The sequence below is a fragment of the Streptomyces sp. NPDC101152 genome (assembly GCF_044768275.1).
Taxonomy (GTDB): domain Bacteria; phylum Actinomycetota; class Actinomycetes; order Streptomycetales; family Streptomycetaceae; genus Streptomyces.
Genome location: NZ_JBIWPO010000002.1, coordinates 389029 through 405483, shown reverse-complemented (window position 1 = coordinate 405483; position 16455 = coordinate 389029). Strand labels below are relative to the sequence as shown.

Genomic DNA, 16455 nt, shown 5'->3' with positions numbered 1-16455 from the left:
ATGCGGGCCATCGCACTGGCCTTGCGCCAGCGCCACCTGCGCTTACTTCTGTCGGCCGGACTCATCTCACTCACCGGCGACTGGATACTCCGCGTCGGCCTCGCCTACTACGTCTACGCACTCACCGGCAACACGCTCGCGTCGGCGCTCATGCTGCTCGCGTCGTTCATCCCGCAGATCGTGCTTGGCTCACTCGCCGGCGTGTTCGTCGACCGGTGGGACCTGCGGCGCACCATGGTCACGGCAAACGTATTGCTGGCCCTTGGCCTACTGCCCCTGCTCGCGGTGCACCGGCCCGGCCAGATTTGGATCGTCTACGCCGTCACCGCGTGGGAAGGCTGCGTGCAGCAGTTCTTCACCCCCGCCCAGCAAAGCCTGCTGCCCCGCCTGGTCGGTGACGAGCACCTCGTCACCGCCAACGCGCTCAACAGCCAGAACAGCGACCTCTCCCGGCTGATCGGCTCCGCCCTCGGCGGCGCCGCCGCGGCAGCCGGTGGAATCAGCCTGCTCGCGCTCCTCGACGCCGCGAGCTTCCTCGTCTCCGCCTCATTGATCGCGGCAATCCCCACCGCACCGCGGGCAGAGCGAACGCCCACCGCCCACCCGGAACTCAGGGCCCGCCTCCGACAGTTGCGCACCGACTGGGCCGACGGAATGCGGCTGTCCCTGCACCAGCACGTGCTGCGCGTCATCGTCATCTTCCTGCTCGTCACGAGCGTCGGCGAGGGCATCATGAGCACGCTGTTCGCCCCCTTCGTCCGATCAGTGCTGCACGCGAGCGCCGAAACATATGGTCTGATCGTCGCCGCCCAGGCGATCGGCGGCATCGGCGGCGGACTGCTCGCCGCATCGATCGGCAACCGTCTGCCCGCAACCCGGGCGATGGGCTGGGCCGCGATCGCGTTCGGTCTGATCGACCTCGCCCTATTCCTCTACCCGCTGCAACTCGCCGCGGCCTGGCCCGCCATCGTGCTGATGATCCTGGTCGGCTTCCCCGGCGCGCTGACGGTCACATCCGTGATGACCCTGTTGCAGCGCCACACCACAGACAGCCACCGAGGTCGCATCTTCGGCGCACTCGGCGCCGCCGAAGGCATCGCGTTCGTCGCAGGCACCTGCGCGGCCGGCTTCCTGGGCCGGTCCCTCGGCATCATCCCTATGCTCGCCGCTCAGGGCGGTGGTTACGTCCTCGCCGGAATGCTCCTGGTAGTACTGCTGCGCCATGACAGCGCAGGGCACACCGCTCCTGAGCGTCGCACGCACGAGTCGACGGTCGGGCACTGAGATGCGCCGGGCACCACGACACCCGTGTCGGCAGACCGCGGATGAGGAACCAAAGCGAGCAGCTATGTCCCACCTTCGAGCGCAGGATGGCTTGTTCCGGGAGCTTCATCAGCCATCCGAAGAAACAGACAGACCGATGAGAAAGATCGCGGACAAATCGATGAGAAACCGCCATGAACCTGCAGCTCAGACGCGCCCGCCCCGACAAAAGTGATGGGAACCTACAGCGGTGTAGGTTCCGAAAAGAGATGACGGTGTCCAAGTGATCTGTCGTCAATGTGTCGGTCGGCGCTCTCCTTTCGGCCCGGTGCTCGCGCCGCACCGCAGTCACAGCCAGAGTCTGAGGTCCAGCCTTTCGTGTTGTTTCCCTGCCGCACGGCCAGGTTACGGCTGGTGGTGGCCTATGTCCTGGTGTCAGAGCGTTCTGACACGGAAGGGCGGGTCGCGGTGGGCGAGTACGACGACGCGGCAACGACAACTGATCGGACGGCCCGGGCCGTATACCGGAAGGCTGACGGACGGCTGGCTTGCCCTACCGGATCGCAGCCGCGCCGACACGAGCCAGCACCACGTCGGCCAACTCCTGCGGGGTCAGCTCGCCGTCCAGAAACACGGTGTCGCTGGGAAGGGTGTCGGCAGCGGCCATGCACGGCGCGATCTTGTCCTTGCACCAGCGCCGCACCTTCTCGTCCTGCTCAGGGTTGTCCGGGGTGAAGCTCCGGCCGTCGATCCTCTGCTCCAGAACGTCTCGGGAGACCTTGAGGAAGAAGTGGTGGACGTCGATGCCCGCAACCGTCAACGCGCCGAAGATCTCTCCGACATAGCCGGGGTTGACCAAGGTCATGGGGACCAGAACCGGACGTCGGTACTCCTCAACCAGCCCCACCGCCAAGTCGGCGACCTGCCGCCGCCACAGTCGAAGGTCCTGGAAGTCGCCGGTCGGAACCTCCACGATCTCCCGCAGCACATAGCCGACCATCTCCGGGTCATAGATCAGGGCCTCGGGCCAGCGCGGACGCAGCTCGTCCACCAGCGTGGTCTTCCCGCTGCCGAACGCACCATTCACCCAGACGATCAACGCGATCCTCCCCGCCCCGGTTGCCAGGCCCGCGCATCGAGCCCGGCGCGTCGGATCAGCATCCCGCGCGAATTAGATGAAGGCGAACGCCATTGCAGATCATGCCCGAAAGATCGCCAAGTGGGACCGGAATCCGCCGCCAAACTGGGTCACCTCACGTGGTCGAAGCCACCCCACGAGCCCTGCGGCCTCGGGCAGATCCGCACGAGCCCCCCATCCAGCCCCGAAGAAACCGACAGCCCGGCTGGACGAACCCACCGACAGATCACCGAGACAACCACGCAAGTTCGCAGGTCATCGCAGCGCCGACCGACAAACCAGATCGGAACCTACACGGGTGAGCGCCCCTGTCCGCCGCCTGCGCCCGCGTGCTTTTCTCCCCACCCGCGCGCGTGCAGCCTGGCAACCCCGGCCGCGCTCCTTAGCATCGGCCGCATGTCCGCCGGCCTGGGAAGCATCCCGCACCGTCCTCTGCGTACCTGGTGGGTTCGGCGTCCGCCGGCCGCCGGGGCCGCCGTCATGGCGACCGGCATCGTATCGGCCGGGCTGCAGGTCGCGGGGCACGAGGTGGTGTCGCGGGTCGCGCTCGTGCTGACCTGTGTGGGCTGGGCGGGGCTCGCGGCTGACTTCGGGGCGCGTCTGCCGGGGGACCGGGAGAGCTGGCGGGCGCAGGCCCGCGAACCGGTGTCGCTCGCCGCCGTAGCGGCGACGACCGTACTCGGGACGCGGTTCTCGGCCCTCGGGTGGCAGTCCCTCGCCGAGGCCCTGCTCGCGCTGGCGGCCCTCCTGTGGCCCGTGCTGCTCGTCGACGTCATCCGCACTGGCGGCGCCGCATGCCGGGTGCGGTGTTCCTGGGCTGCGTGGCCACTCAGGGGCTCGCCGTGCTCGGGGCCGTGCTCGCCGCCGCGCATTCGGTGGCGTGGCTCGCGCACGCGGCACTCGTGCTGTTCTGACTCGGGCTCGTCCTGTACTGCCTCGCGCTGACCCGCTTCGATCCGCGGCAGGTCGTGGAGGGGCGCGGGGACCAGTGGGTCGCGGGCGGCGCGCTCGCCATCTCGGCGCTGGCCGGAGCGGAGCTCGTCGCCGCGGACAGTGCGCGGCTGCCGCTGTGGAGCGGCGACGACCGCGGCGTCCTGCGTGCCGTCACCCTCGCGTTGGTCGTGCTCGACGCCGCCTGCTACCTCGTCCTGCTCGTGGCGGAGGCGGCCCGGCCCCGCCTGGGCTACGACGTGCGGCGCTGGGCGACCGTGTTCCCGATGGGGATGACGGCGACGGCCGTGCTGTCCGTGGCCGCCGCCCTGGACGTGCCGTGGCTCAGGAGCCCCGGACAGGTGTTGCTGTGGGTCGCGGTGGCGGTGTGGCTGGCGGTCGCCGGGCAGGCCCTCGCGGCCGCCCGGGCCGGCCTCAGGTCCACAGCACCGCGATGAAGATGTTCGCCGTGGTGAACGCGCCCACCAGCCCGAACATGCTCTTGTCCACCTTCTCGTCGTCCCGCTTCACGTAGACCAGGCCGAGGATCACCACCAGCAGGGCCAGCTTGATGCCGATCTTGACGGTGTTGACGTGATGGTCGCCGGCCTGGTTGAGGCCGACCAGGACCGCCCCGGTGACCAGCATCGTGAGCGCGCCGTGCAGCATGCCCGGGACGAACCGGGCCTCGTCACGGCCCATCGCCTTCATCTGGGTGAGGAAGCCGCCGAGCAGCGCGGCGATGCCGATGATGTGCAGGCCGACGAACAGGTGGATGAGTACGTCCATGAGGCCGGAGCTTAAACAGAGGCGTGTGGGGCGTCCGACACCGGGCCGCCCCCTCTGGCCCGATCTTGCATATATGCGGCCCATAGCACTCCGGCGACCATACGGGTCCCGAAACCGTCACTTCGGTCAGCGCACTGCGCGAAGTCGACGGAGCCGGGCGGTGATCGCGGTCGTTTCCGGTCACCCGGCGGTCCGCTCGCGGCAGTTCCGCACAAGGCGTTACCCCGCCGACACCATCAGGTTTAGCGTCCTCCCCCAGGTGACCGGCTCCCCACCGCCGCCCGGGCCAGGGGCGGCAGTCGGCCACCACCGCCGAGAAGGTCCGGCGGTGGCCCGCTCCCCCTGTGTGGGCCGCCGCCGGACGCGCAACCCGCCTCGGGGCCCGGGGCGGCCCTACGAAAGGACGTGCAGTCCACGTGGCAGCGCACCGCAAACCCGGTCGGCGTTCGCTGGGCGGCAACACGGCCCGCACCGCCTTCACCATCGCCCTCGCGGGCGCGGCGACCGCCACGGCCTTCGACGGAACCGGCCAGGCCTCGCCGAAACTGACACCGTCGCAGGTGAAGGCGCAGGTGGACAAGCTGTACCAGGAGACGGAGACCGCCACCGAGAAGTACGACGGCGCGAAGGAGAAGGCGGACGCGGCCGAGCAGCGGCTGTCGACGATGCGGGACGAGGCGGCCCGCAGGACGGACAGGCTCAACTCGGCGCGGGACGCCCTCGGTTCGATCGCCCGGGCGCAGTACCGCGCCGGCGGTATCGATCCGGCGGTGCAGCTCCTCCTGTCCGACAACCCCGAGCGGTACCTCGACGGCGCCGAGTTCGTCGACCGGGCGGGCACCCGGCAGGCGGCCGCCGTCGCGGACGTGCGCCGGCAGTTGCGGGACATCGAGCAGTTGCGAGGCGCCGCACGCATCGAGCTGACCTCGCTGAGGGCCCGGCAGGCGGAACTGCAGCGGCAGAAGAGGACGATCACCTCCAAGCTGGACGCGGCGAGACGGCTGCTGGCCCAACTGCCCGCCGAGGAACGCGCGCGACTCGGCAGGGACGGCGGCGCGCGCGCCTCACGGTCCGGTCCGGACGCGCGGATCGGTCTGACGGCCCCGGGCGCGGCCGCCGCGGAGGCGCCCGACTCCCGTGCCGCGGCCGCCGTCGCCTACGCCTACTCCAAGCTCGGCAGCCCCTATGTGTGGGGCGCGACCGGCCCGGGCGCCTTCGACTGCTCCGGCCTCGTCCAGGCCGCCTACCGCTCCGCCGGCATCTCCCTCCCCCGCACGACCTACGCCCAGATCGACGCCGGCCGCCGTGTCTCCCGGTCCGAACTCCTCCCCGGCGACCTGGTGTTCTTCTACTCCGGCGTCAGCCACGTCGGCATCTACATCGGCGACGGCGAGATGATCCACGCCCCGAACCCGTCGGAACCGGTGCGGATCGCGCCGGTCGACGAGATGCCGTTCGCGGGCGCCACGCGCGTGGTGTGAGCGTCACACCAGCCGTCGCGCCGTGGCCCAGCGGGTCAGCTCGTGCCGGTTGGACAGCTGCAACTTGCGCAGGACCGCCGAGACATGGGACTCGACCGTCTTCACCGAGATGAACAGCTGCTTGGCGATCTCCTTGTAGGCGTAGCCGCGGGCGATCAGCCGCAGCACCTCGCGCTCGCGCTGGGTGAGGCGGTCCAGGTCCTCGTCGACCGGCGGGGCGTCGGTGGAGGCGAAGGCGTCCAGGACGAAGCCGGCCAGTCGCGGCGAGAAGACGGCGTCGCCCTCCTGGACGCGGAAGATGGAGTTCACGAGGTCGGTCCCGGTGATCGTCTTGGTGACGTAACCGCGGGCGCCGCCGCGGATCACGCCGATCACGTCCTCCGCCGCGTCCGACACGGACAGGGCGAGGAAGCGCACCGGCTGCTCGGCGTCGGCCATCAACGCGGCGCAGCGGCGCAGCACTTCGACCCCGCCGCCGCCCGGCAGATGGACGTCCAGGAGGACCACCTCGGGGCGGGTGGCGGTGATGACGGTGACCGCCTGGTCGACGTCCGCCGCCTCGCCGACGACCTCGACGCCGGTCTCGTCGGTGCGGCCGATCTCGGCCTGGACGCCGGTACGGAACATGCGGTGGTCGTCGACGAGGACCACGCGCACATGCCGCTCGCCCGCGCTCCCGCCGGTCGACTCCACGGGCTCGTTCGCCTCGGTCGGGTCGCTCATGACGTCTTCTCCGCCCTCTCCATCTCCAGCTCGACCTCCGTGCCGCCGTCCGGCACCGCACGCAGCCGCGCCGTGCCGCCGTGGCGCTCCATGCGGCCGATGATCGATTCTCTGACGCCCATGCGGTCGGTGGGTATCGAGTCGAGGTCGAAGCCGGGGCCGCGGTCCCTGACCGACACGAAGACCGTCCTCCCCTCGACTTCGGCGTAGACCTGCACCGCGCCGCCCTCGCCACCGTACTTGGCGGCGTTCACCATCGCCTCGCGCGCCGCCTGCATCTGCGCGCCGATTCTCTCGTCGAGCGGGCAGTCGCCGACTATGACGACCTCTATGGGGACGCCGTGCTTGTCCTCGACCTCGGCCGCGTTGCGCCGCACCGCGTCGGCGAGGTTGGCGGGTTCGTCCGCCTCGTCCTTGCCGGTGCCCTCCGGTTTGTAGAGCCAGGTGCGCAGGTCGCGCTCCTGGGCGCGGGCCAGCCGGCGCACCTCGTTCGCGTTCTCCGCGTTGCGCTGGATCAGGGTGAGGGTGTGCAGCACGGAGTCGTGCACGTGCGCGGCGACCTCGGCGCGCTCCTGGGCGCGGATGCGCATCAGCCGCTCCTCGGAGAGGTCCTGCGTCATGCGGACGAGGTACGGCCCCGCGAGGAGCGTTATGCCGACCAGCACCGCGAGCGCGGCCTGCAGGACGGAACCGAGGTGGGCGGTGGAGCCCTGCAGGACGAAGACGCCGGAGACGCCCGCGGTGACGAGCAGGACACCGCCCGCGGCGCGCAGCAGGGTGAGGGTGCGACGGCGGCTGCCGACCTCGACCCAGCGGGCCCGGCGTGCGTTGTCCGCCTGGCGCCAGACGAGGGCGACGCCCGCGCCGACGAGGACGACGGGCCAGAGGTAGGCCTTGGCGCCGGTGCCCAGCTTCACGTTGCCCACGAAGACCATGGCCAGCACGACCATCAGGAGCAGGGCGACTATCTGTCCCTTGTCCGGCTTGCGGGCGACGAGCCGGCGGCGGCCGTCGGGCGAGGTCTCGGTACTGACCAGCGAGGGGGGCTTCTGGCCGCCGACACCGCCGACGCCCAGCGGCACGAAGAACCAGAACGCGGCGTACAGCAGGGCGCCGAGGCCGTCCGCCATGAACAGGCCGACGAACACGAGCCGCACCCAGACCACGGGCAGCCCGAGATGTCCGGCGAGCCCCCGCGCCACACCACCGAGCCAGCGTCCGTCGCTGCTGCGGTAGAGCTTGCGCGGCGGCCGCGGTTCGACGAGGGGCGCTGCAGCGGCTTCCGGCATGCCACCGATACTCACACGGGTGGAGGACAGGGGCATCAGGGTCGACCCCCGAGACTCCCCTGATCTTCGGCTCCGCCGCCCGTCGAACGCTTCCCGGGCGGCGGGTCAGGGGCGATATCAGGGTTCGGCCAGGGTCGTCCCGACTGCCGCTCGGGCGGTCGGCCCGTCACCATGGACACATGACAGATCACCAGCACGCCGCCGCGACGGGTCCGGGACCCGGCTCCGGCCCGGGCCCAGTTCCGGGCGCCGGGCCGCAGGATGCCGCGCCCGCCGCGGGCCCGGGCTCCCCGGCCGACTCGGGCCCCGCGTCCGGCTCGGGCGTGCGCGCACACGCGGACGCGGGCGCGCACGGGCGGGCGGACGCGGGCGCGCGGAAAGAGGGGGGTGCCTGGGAGGGGCGCGACGCCAGGGAAACCCAAGGCCCGCGTGAGGACATCGGTGCCCGGGGCACGGACGCGACAGACGCGGAAGCCCTGGCCGGGGGGCGGGACCGGCGACGCGGAGAGGACCTCGCAGGCGCCGGGCAGGTCACGTCTCCCGGCAGGTTCCGTCGTGACCGGCAGTTCAAGATGCTTGCCGGGGTCTGCTCCGGGCTCGGGCGGCAGTGCGACATGGACCCGGTGATCTTCCGGATCACGCTCGTGGTGCTCTCCGCGACCGGCGGCATAGGCCTGATCTTCTACGGCTTCGCCTGGCTGCTCATCCCGTTCGAGGGCGAGGAGGAGAACGAGGTCCGCAAGCTGCTGACCGGCCGGGTCGACGGACAGGCGCTGACGGCCGTGCTGTTCTCGCTGGTCGGCTGCGGGGTGTTCCTGACGATGCTGAGCAACGGCGGGGTGCTGGCCTTCGCGGTGGTCCTCTCCCTGCTCCTGGCGGGAGCGGGGTACTGGTCGCAGCAGCGGGACGCCCCCGATCCCGACCCGCTGGCCGCCCAGGCGGTCGCCGACGCCCCGCCGGAGGCCCAGGCACCGCCGGTCCCCGCCGCCTATCCCTCGTGGTGGCGTGACCCGATCGTCAAGGACGGAACGCACGTCGGCGGCACCGGCTACCTCTGGGGTCCCCGGGACTCCCACGACCGGGACATCGCGGCGGCGGTCAACATCAGCCTCGGCACCGCCTGGGCCGGTCGCCCGGCCCCGCGCACCCCGCGCCCCGTGCCGCCCAGACCGCGCGGCCCCCGCTGGATCGGCGGCTGGATATTCCTGCTCGCCCTCCTGGCGGGCGGCCTCGGCACGGGAACCACGTGGACGGACCACGCCCTCGGCACCAGTCTGCAGACCGGACTCGCCTGTGCGCTCCTCGTCGTCGGCGTGGGGATCGCCCTGAGCGCGTTCCTGGGGCGGACGGGAGCGGGCTCGGTCTTCCTCGCCATGGTCACGGCGGCGCTGCTCGCCGGCTCGGCCGCCCTGCCGAAGGACATCAGCACGCACTGGATACGCACGACCTGGCAGCCCGCCGCCGTGGCCGACGTGGGGACGACGTACCGGCTCGGGAGCGGTGTCGGCACCCTGGACCTGGGCCGGCTGCGCCCGGCGAAGGGACAGACGGTGAGCACGCAGGCCGAGGTCGGGGCGGGTCAGTTGAAGGTGATCGTGCCGAAGAATGCGAACGTGAGGCTGAGCATCGACGTGGGAGTGGGTGACATCCGGTTGCCGGGAGACACGAGGAAGAACGTGGACGTGGCGCCGGGCAAGCACAAGGACGTGACGCTGTCGCCGGTCACCGGCGACAAGAACGCCGGCACGTTGGACCTCGGCCTCCGGGTCGGGGTCGGGCAGGCGGAGGTGATCCGTGCTACGTCATGAGTTCCAGCCGGGAAGGCTGGTCGCCGGTCTCTTCCTCGCCCTCGCGGGGGCGATGTACGCCGGTGACGCGGGCGGCCTGTGGGATACGCCGTGGTTCGCGGTGATACCCGTTGTGGCGGTCGGGCTGTTCCTCGCCGCGGCGGTGGGGTTGGTCAGCCGTGGGATACGCCGGCGCAGGGCGGTGACCGCACGGCGACAGGAGAGCGCGGAGGCCGAGCCGGACGCGTCGGCCTGACAGGGCGTCAACCGGCTGACCGGCGAGGTGGAGTGGCCATGGCAGGGCGGAGGCCACGGCCAGACGCACTGGCCCAACGACCAGGCCGGCCACGGGTTACCGGTATCCTCCCGCCGGCCTTCGCAGGGCGCGGAGTGCGGCGTCCAGGGAGAACACGGGGGCGCCCGCCAGGACGAGGGGGAGCCAGGCCATCAGGTAGGCGAGGTCGTTGCCGTAGTAGTACGGGTCCGAGGCCCAGCTCATGGTCAGCCACAGGCTGAGGGAGATCAGGGCGCCGCCGAGGGCGGCCAGACGGGAGAGGAGGCCGACCAGGGTGCCGATGCCCACGGCCAGTTCACCGAAGGCGATGGCGTAGCCGAAACCGGTCGGGTTCTTCAGGGCCAGGTCGACCAGGGCCGGGATGGCGGAGGAGTCGCGGACCGAGCGCATCGTCTCGCCTATGGAGCCGGCGCCGGAGGACTTCATGAAGGCGCTGTTGGTGATCTTGTCCAGGCCCGCGTAGATGAAGGTGACACCGAGGAAGACGCGGAGCGGAAGGAGGGCGTAGCGGGTGGCGTTGTCGCGCCAGCTCCGGCCGCCGTCGAGGTAGGGGGTGTGCGTGTCGGTGCGCATGCCGTGGGTCATCACTGCCGCCTCTCGCCCGCCGTGCCGGGACCCCTTGGAAGACGATACGTACATCAGGGGCGGGGGTACTCAATGCGTTCGTGCCGATTTCTGGCGTAGTGCGCGGAACGGCGTGAGGAGCGCCGTCCTCTGAAGTGCCGTTCCCCTCAGGCCTTCACACCAATCACCTCACATCACTTCACACCGATCACTCGGTCACATCCACCGCGTACCGATTGGTCTCCACCCCCGCCGCCGTGACCACCTGCACCTCAACCCGACCTGGCTCCACGTCGGCCGGTACCGGCACGGTCAGGACCGCGTCGGTCGGGTTGCTGAAACCGCCGGCCACCGGAACGAGAGGAACATGGACGTTCACCGCACCGATGCGTACGACCATGCGCGACAGCCGGTCGGCGCCCTGCGCACCCGCCGGGACGAAGCCCGCGCCGCGGATCTCGATGTCGTCCCCGGTGCGGATCGGGCCGTCCAGGTCACCGGCCTCCCGGGCGCGGACCACGGAGAGGATCACGGGGCGGCCGCCCTCGGCGTACTTGCCCGCCAGGTAGGTCGCCGCCGAGACCAGGACCACCACGGCGAGTCCCCAGGGCAGGTCGGGCAGTTGGTCCGGGCGCCGGGCCAGCCGTACCGCGGCGAACAGCGCGGCGACCGCGCTGATCACGACGTACTGGATGTCGGCGAAGCTGCCGCGTCCGGCGTCGTCGGTCAGCAGGTCGGCCGCCCTCGGCCGGTGCGCCCTTACCTTCTGCAGCCGTTGGGCGAGGATGCGCAGGGCGACCACGCGCCGGACGAGGACCGCGATCCCGCAGACCACGGCGAGTACGGTCACCACGCCCGCGCCCCGGGCGAGTTGGAGGCCGGAGATCAGCGCGTCCCGTTCCCTGTGGTCGGAGGCCGCGGCCAGGCGCCCGACCAGCACCAGTACCGCGTAGGCGACGACAAGGACCCAGACGGCGGCGACCGTGCGGGAGGTGGAGAGGCGGTTGTCCTCGCCGATCACGGGGGCCAGAGCGCCGCCGCGTGCGCGGTGGAAGAAGGAGGCGGCCGTGAGCGCGCCGGCGAGCACCAGTGCCGCCAGCAGTCCGGCCGTACGGGCCGTCGTCCAGCCCGCGCCGATCGCCGTCAGGGACTGCACGAGCAGCAACAGCAGCACCAGGGCCCAGACGGTGACGGCCGTACGGGCCCACAGGCGGGCCAGCCACGCCTCGCCCTCCGCGCGGCCGCGTTCGGCGACCACGTCCGCCGACTGGGTGAGTTCCTCCGACACCCATTGGCGGGAGGCCTGGGCCGAGTGGGCCACCGCTGCCGGCACCCCCTGTCCGGCCGCGAACCCGTCCCGCATCAGCAGGAACTCGGCGACGGCCCGTCGATGTCCCTCGCGCGCTCCGTGCGGGCAGTCCCCGCAGGTGCAGCCGCCCGCGTGTCCGCCACCGTGCGCGCCCGCGTCCGCGCCACCTCTCGCCTCCTGCACCGCCACGCCCGACGCCCGCCTTCCGCACGACCCCATCGACCGGCGCCGCCTGTCCAGCAGCCGGCCGCCGCCTTGCAACTCCCGTGTGATGCCAGCGAATTGTGCCCTACGCCACCCCCTCCGCGTCCGGCAGGTCTGGTCAGCGCGGGGGAAGCGGGGGCCGCCGTGTTGACCCGGCTGCGAGAATTTCCCCATGGCCGAGATCATCCAGCGGGACGGGACCTGGGCCTTCGACGGCACCACGGTCAGGATCACGCCGGGCCTGCACCGCTCCGTGCCGCTGTTCCGGCAGACGTACGGCGAGGTCGCGGTACCCCTCGAAGCCATCGCGGGCGTGGTCTACGAACCCGAGCGCAAGCGGGGGCGGCTTCGGGTGCGGCTGCGCGAGGGCGCGGATCCGTTGCTGCAGGCGACCGGTGGGCGGCTGCCCGATCCGGCGGACCCGTACCGGCTGCTGGTGGACCTGGACCGGTCCGGGGTCGCGGAGTACGTGGCCGAGGAGATCCGGCGAGCGCTCCTGCTGGAGCAGATCCCCAAGGAGCCGACGAAGGCGTATCTGCTGCCGGGGCCGCCGGTGCCGGTCTCGGTCCGTTCCTCCGACGGGACCGTCTCCTTCGACGGCACCCAGGTGCGCATCGACTGGGCCGACACCTCGGACCGGGTCAAGCGGGCGACCGGGCCGCGGATCATCGCCGTCGGCGATGTGGTGCAGGTGGAGTGGCTGCCCAACTCCGGTTACGAGGACGGCTTCCTGCGGTTCGTCACCCGGGAGACGGTGTTCTCGAAGCTGCCGCCGGAGAAGGACCCGTACGCGCTGGACCTGTGGGGCAGCGCCCGTCGGGATCTGCTGACCGCGCTGGTCGCCACGGCGGTCACCGCGCGGCTGCCGCATCCCTCCACCCGGGGCGGCGGCGAGCTCGCGGGCCGCCGGCCCGCCGCTGCCGTGTCACCGCCGGCCGACCACCACGACGTACTGCTGCGCCGGCTGCGGGAGTTGGGTGAGCTGCACCGGGAGGGGGTGCTCACGGACGAGGAGTTCGCGATGACCAAGGCGGCGGTGCTGCGGGGCTTCTGAACCTTCCTCGGAAACCCTCAGGACAGCAGGTCCGGTTCGCTGCGGCTGATGTCCTGCCACAGGGGCTGGTAGTTGATCCACGCCACCAGGTCGCCGCCGAGCTGTTCGCGGGTGGCCACCGCTGCCCGGTGCTCGATCAGGACCGGTCGACCGGCCGCCTTCGCCGTCAGCTGCACCTGGCTGGACCGCTCCATCGACAGGAACCACCAGGCCGCCGCGTCCACCGAGTCGCCGACGGTCAGCAGCCCGTGGTTGCGCAGCACCAGCGCCTTGCGGGTGCCGAGGGCGCCGGCGATCCGGCGGCCCTCCTCGGCGTCGACGGCGACGCCGGTGTAGGCGTCGTAGAGGGCGTGGTCCTCGTAGAAGGCGCAGCTCTCCTGGGTGATGGGGTCCAGGAGGTCGCCGAGCGCGGCCAGGGCGCGGCCGTGCACCGAGTGGCAGTGGGCGACGGCGACGACGTCCGGGCGGGCGGCGTGCACCTGGGCGTGCACGGTGAAGGCGGCCTGGTTGACGTGGTAGCGGCCCTCGATGACCTGCCCGTCGGAGTTGGCGAGCACCAGGTCGCTCACCGTGACGTGCTTGAACGGCATACCGAACGGGTTGACCCAGAAACAGTCGCTGTACTCGGGGTCGCGGGCGGTGATGTGCCCGGAGACGCCGTCCTCGAACCCGTACCGCCCGAAGATCCGCAGCGCGCCCGCGAGCCGCTCCTTGCGGTGTCGGCGCTCGTCGTCGACCGAGTCGTGCATCGGCGGCATGGCGAAGCGCAGCCGATCGGTGGGCAGCGGAGTCGGTGGGGTCGGCCCGGGCATGTGGTCCTCCGGCACTGGGTTGCTTGACGAGGCGGAAGTTACCCTCGGTCAGCGCAGGAGAACAGTGCTGTTTTGTAAAGATGACGCGCGCAGCCAATACACGACAGGAGATGTCCGGTATCGGCGCCACCCTGGACGTATGGCATGGAACTGGGCGGCTTTCAGCGCCGCCGAACCCGAGTTCGCGAAGACCGCCGAGGAACGCTTCGGTGCCTTCACCCATCATGTCCTGGCCACGCTGCGGCAGGACGGTTCCCCGCGCACGACCGGTCTCGAGGTGCGTTTCCTGAACGGCGAGCTGTGGCTCGGCATGATACCGGACTCGCTCAAGGCGCTCGACCTGCGCCGCGACCCGCGGTTCGCGCTCCAGGCGAACCCCGGCGAAGGCCAGTCGATGGGCGGGGGCGACGTGCGGATCGCCGGGCGGGCGGTCGAGGTCGACGATCCCGCGACCAAGGCCGGGTACAGCGAAGAGGTGGAACCGCCGGAGCCGTTCCACCTCTTCCGCGCCGAGCTGACGGAGGTCGTGCGGACCTCCGTGGAGGACGACAAGTACCTCGTCGTCCAGGTCTGGAAGCCCGGCGAACCCCTGCGCACGATCAAGCGCGCCTGATCGTGCGCGTGCCGGGGCCTACTCCCACTCGATGGTGCCCGGCGGCTTCGAGGTGACGTCCAGGACGACCCGGTTGACGTCCCGCACCTCGTTGGTGATCCGTGTCGAGATCTTCGCGAGGACGTCGTACGGCAGGCGGGACCAGTCGGCCGTCATGGCGTCCTCGGAGGAGACCGGACGCAGCACGATCGGGTGGCCGTAGGTGCGGCCGTCGCCCTGGACGCCGACCGAGCGGACGTCCGCGAGCAGGACCACCGGGCACTGCCAGATGTCCCGGTCGAGACCGGCGGCGGTCAGTTCCTCGCGGGCGATGGCGTCGGCGTCCCGGAGCAGGTCGAGCCGCTCCTTGGTCACCTCGCCGACGATGCGGATGCCGAGGCCCGGGCCGGGGAAGGGCTGGCGCTGGACGATCTCCTCCGGGAGGCCGAGCTCCTGGCCGACCATCCGGACCTCGTCCTTGAACAGCTTGCGCAGCGGCTCGACGAGCTGGAACTCGAGGTCCTCGGGCAGGCCGCCGACGTTGTGGTGGGACTTGATGTTCGCGGTGCCGGTGCCGCCGCCGGACTCGACGACGTCCGGGTAGAGCGTGCCCTGGACCAGGAACTCCACCGCCGGGCCCTCGTCCGCGATGATCTCCGCCTGGGCCTGCTCGAAGACCCGGATGAACTCGCGGCCGATGATCTTCCGCTTCTCCTCGGGGTCCGAGACGCCCTTGAGCGCGGTGAGGAAACGCTCCTCCGCGTCGACGACGACCAGCTTGACGCCGGTCGCGGCCACGAAGTCCTTCTCGACCTGCTCGGTCTCGCCCTTGCGCATCAGGCCGTGGTCGACGTAGACGCAGGTCAGCTGGTCGCCGATGGCGCGGGCCACGAGAGCGGCGGCCACGGCGGAGTCGACGCCGCCGGACAGACCGCAGATGGCGCGCTTGTCGCCGACCTGCTCGCGGATCGCGGCGACCTGCTCCTCGATGACGTTCCCGGTGGTCCAGGAGGGGGTGAGGCCGGCCCCGCGGTACAGGAAGTGCTCGAGCACCTGCTGGCCGTGCGTGGAGTGCATGACCTCGGGGTGGTACTGGACGCCGTAGAGCTTCTTCTCGTCGTTCTCGAAGGCGGCGACCGGCACCACGTTCGTGGAGGCGGTGACGGAGAAGCCCTCGGGGGCGGCGGAGCAGGCGTCGCCGTGCGACATCCACACGTGCTGCTCGTCCGGGGTGCCCTCGAAGAGGGTGGAGCCCGACTTGGAGACGTGCAGGTCGGTGCGGCCGTACTCGCGCGCGCCGGTGTTGTCGACGGTGCCGCCGAGGACCTGCGCCATCAGCTGGAAGCCGTAGCACATGCCGAAGACGGGGACGCCGGCCTCGAAGATCTCGCGGTCCAGGCGGGGAGCACCCTCCTCGTACACGGACGAGGGGCCGCCGGAGAGGATGATCGCCGCCGGGTTCTTCGCGAGCATCTCCGCGACCGGCATGGTGCTCGGCACGATCTCGCTGTAGACCCGGGCCTCGCGGACGCGACGGGCGATGAGCTGGGCGTACTGCGCGCCGAAGTCGACGACCAGAACGGTGTCGGTGGCGGTTGGGGTCGCTGATGACACGGGGTGCCTTCCGGCGGTTGGGCGAGGGTTGTGGTACCGAGTCTAGCGGGGTGGGCGTGGGTGACCTCGCCGTCGTGCTGGAGGCTGCGCCCGCGGGCCCCCGGTTCGACCCTGAACGGGCCTCGTCCCCACATGCCGGACGGGCTGGTATACACTCCCCGCATGCTTCAGCACTCGACCTTTACCTATGGCAACCGGCCCACCGGCTGCCATGGTCGTGCTGCTTGAGACACTGACAAGCGACTTCCCCAGGCGCCCCGGGCCGACAAGGTCCGGGGCGCCTGGTGTTTCTCCGGATCCTGTCGCCTCGGGACGCCCCTCACCGAGGAGCCCGACATGACCACCACACCGGAAGCGACCATCGCTGATGCCCGGGAGCGCATCGACGCGCTCGACGACCGGATCATCGGTCTCATCCAGGAACGGATGGCCGTCTCCGCCGTCGTACAGCAGACCCGTATCGCCTCCGGCGGCCGGCGGGTGCACCTGTCCCGGGAGATGGAGATCCTCGGCCGCTACCGCGAGGCTCTGGGCAAGCCGGGCACGCCCCTTGCGATGACGCTGCTCGAACTGTGCCGCGGTCGCATCTGAGTTCGGGCCCCTTCTCACCC

General features: G+C 71.1%; 15 protein-coding genes and 1 pseudogene. 8 read left to right on the top strand and 8 right to left on the bottom strand.

The features are described from left to right. Complete coding sequence (locus ACIRVK_RS04490) at window positions 1-1284, top strand: MFS transporter (protein ID WP_404243828.1); 1284 nt, start codon at window positions 1-3, stop codon at window positions 1282-1284. Between the two features lie 532 nt (window positions 1285-1816). On the opposite strand, the gene ACIRVK_RS04485 is transcribed toward ACIRVK_RS04490, so the two are convergent. Then, window positions 1817-2362, bottom strand: a complete 546-nt coding sequence (locus ACIRVK_RS04485) for an AAA family ATPase (protein WP_404243826.1) — start codon at window positions 2360-2362, stop codon at window positions 1817-1819. A gap of 435 nt (window positions 2363-2797) precedes the next feature. Here ACIRVK_RS04485 and ACIRVK_RS04480 point away from each other — a divergent pair. After that, a pseudogene (locus tag ACIRVK_RS04480) lies at window positions 2798-3789 on the top strand (tellurite resistance/C4-dicarboxylate transporter family protein). Here the strand turns inward: ACIRVK_RS04480 and ACIRVK_RS04475 are convergent. Then, a complete protein-coding gene (locus tag ACIRVK_RS04475; RefSeq protein WP_404243824.1) occupies window positions 3767-4120 on the bottom strand; it encodes a hypothetical protein in 354 nt (117 codons plus the stop codon). The pseudogene ACIRVK_RS04480 and the gene ACIRVK_RS04475 sit on opposite strands and share 23 nt — an antisense overlap. A 416-nt stretch (window positions 4121-4536) precedes the next feature. Here ACIRVK_RS04475 and ACIRVK_RS04470 point away from each other — a divergent pair, with 416 nt between their 5' ends. Then, on the top strand, window positions 4537-5601 hold the full coding sequence (locus ACIRVK_RS04470; protein WP_404243822.1) for an NlpC/P60 family protein: 1065 nt from the start codon (window positions 4537-4539) through the stop codon (window positions 5599-5601). 3 nt (window positions 5602-5604) lie between these two features. Here the strand turns inward: ACIRVK_RS04470 and ACIRVK_RS04465 are convergent, their stop codons facing one another. Together ACIRVK_RS04465 and ACIRVK_RS04460 are read right to left on the bottom strand one after the other, a co-directional pair. Continuing rightward, on the bottom strand, window positions 5605-6324 hold the full coding sequence (locus tag ACIRVK_RS04465; RefSeq protein WP_404243820.1) for a LuxR C-terminal-related transcriptional regulator: 720 nt from the start codon (window positions 6322-6324) through the stop codon (window positions 5605-5607). After that, a complete protein-coding gene (locus ACIRVK_RS04460; RefSeq protein WP_404243818.1) occupies window positions 6321-7613 on the bottom strand; it encodes a PspC domain-containing protein in 1293 nt (430 codons plus the stop codon). The genes ACIRVK_RS04465 and ACIRVK_RS04460 overlap by 4 nt, the downstream gene beginning before the upstream one ends. 179 nt (window positions 7614-7792) lie before the next feature. On the opposite strand from ACIRVK_RS04460, the gene ACIRVK_RS04455 reads away from it, so the two are divergent. Beyond that, window positions 7793-9421: a PspC domain-containing protein gene (locus ACIRVK_RS04455; RefSeq protein WP_404243816.1), complete on the top strand. Its 1629-nt coding sequence runs from the start codon at window positions 7793-7795 to the stop codon at window positions 9419-9421. Next, a complete protein-coding gene (locus ACIRVK_RS04450) occupies window positions 9408-9656 on the top strand; it encodes a hypothetical protein (RefSeq protein WP_404243814.1) in 249 nt (82 codons plus the stop codon). Before ACIRVK_RS04455 ends, ACIRVK_RS04450 begins: the two co-directional genes overlap by 14 nt. A gap of 96 nt (window positions 9657-9752) precedes the next feature. Here the strand turns inward: ACIRVK_RS04450 and ACIRVK_RS04445 are convergent, their stop codons facing one another. Beyond that, window positions 9753-10280 carry a DoxX family protein gene (locus ACIRVK_RS04445; protein ID WP_404243812.1) on the bottom strand — a complete coding sequence of 176 codons (528 nt, stop codon included), beginning with the start codon at window positions 10278-10280 and terminating at the stop codon, window positions 9753-9755. 187 nt (window positions 10281-10467) lie between these two features. Beyond that, the gene (locus ACIRVK_RS04440) at window positions 10468-11757 is read right to left on the bottom strand and encodes a hypothetical protein (protein WP_404243810.1); all 1290 of its coding nucleotides are present in this window, start codon (window positions 11755-11757) and stop codon (window positions 10468-10470) included. 187 nt (window positions 11758-11944) lie between these two features. On the opposite strand from ACIRVK_RS04440, the gene ACIRVK_RS04435 reads away from it, so the two are divergent. Next, complete coding sequence (locus ACIRVK_RS04435; protein ID WP_404243808.1) at window positions 11945-12826, top strand: DUF4429 domain-containing protein; 882 nt, start codon at window positions 11945-11947, stop codon at window positions 12824-12826. A 17-nt stretch (window positions 12827-12843) separates the two neighbouring features. Here ACIRVK_RS04435 and ACIRVK_RS04430 read toward each other — a convergent pair whose 3' ends face one another. Then, on the bottom strand, window positions 12844-13638 hold the full coding sequence (locus tag ACIRVK_RS04430; protein ID WP_404243806.1) for a class II aldolase/adducin family protein: 795 nt from the start codon (window positions 13636-13638) through the stop codon (window positions 12844-12846). 139 nt (window positions 13639-13777) lie between these two features. Here ACIRVK_RS04430 and ACIRVK_RS04425 point away from each other — a divergent pair, with 139 nt between their 5' ends. Further along, window positions 13778-14251 carry a pyridoxamine 5'-phosphate oxidase family protein gene (locus tag ACIRVK_RS04425; RefSeq protein WP_404243803.1) on the top strand — a complete coding sequence of 158 codons (474 nt, stop codon included), beginning with the start codon at window positions 13778-13780 and terminating at the stop codon, window positions 14249-14251. An 18-nt stretch (window positions 14252-14269) separates the two neighbouring features. Here ACIRVK_RS04425 and guaA read toward each other — a convergent pair whose 3' ends face one another. Next, entirely contained in the window at window positions 14270-15844 is a 1575-nt protein-coding gene (guaA, locus tag ACIRVK_RS04420; protein WP_404243801.1) for a glutamine-hydrolyzing GMP synthase, read from the bottom strand. Window positions 15845-16180: 336 nt separating this feature from the next. On the opposite strand from guaA, the gene ACIRVK_RS04415 reads away from it, so the two are divergent. Continuing rightward, complete coding sequence (locus ACIRVK_RS04415) at window positions 16181-16435, top strand: chorismate mutase (RefSeq protein ID WP_240863518.1); 255 nt, start codon at window positions 16181-16183, stop codon at window positions 16433-16435. Window positions 16436-16455 lie beyond the last annotated feature (20 nt).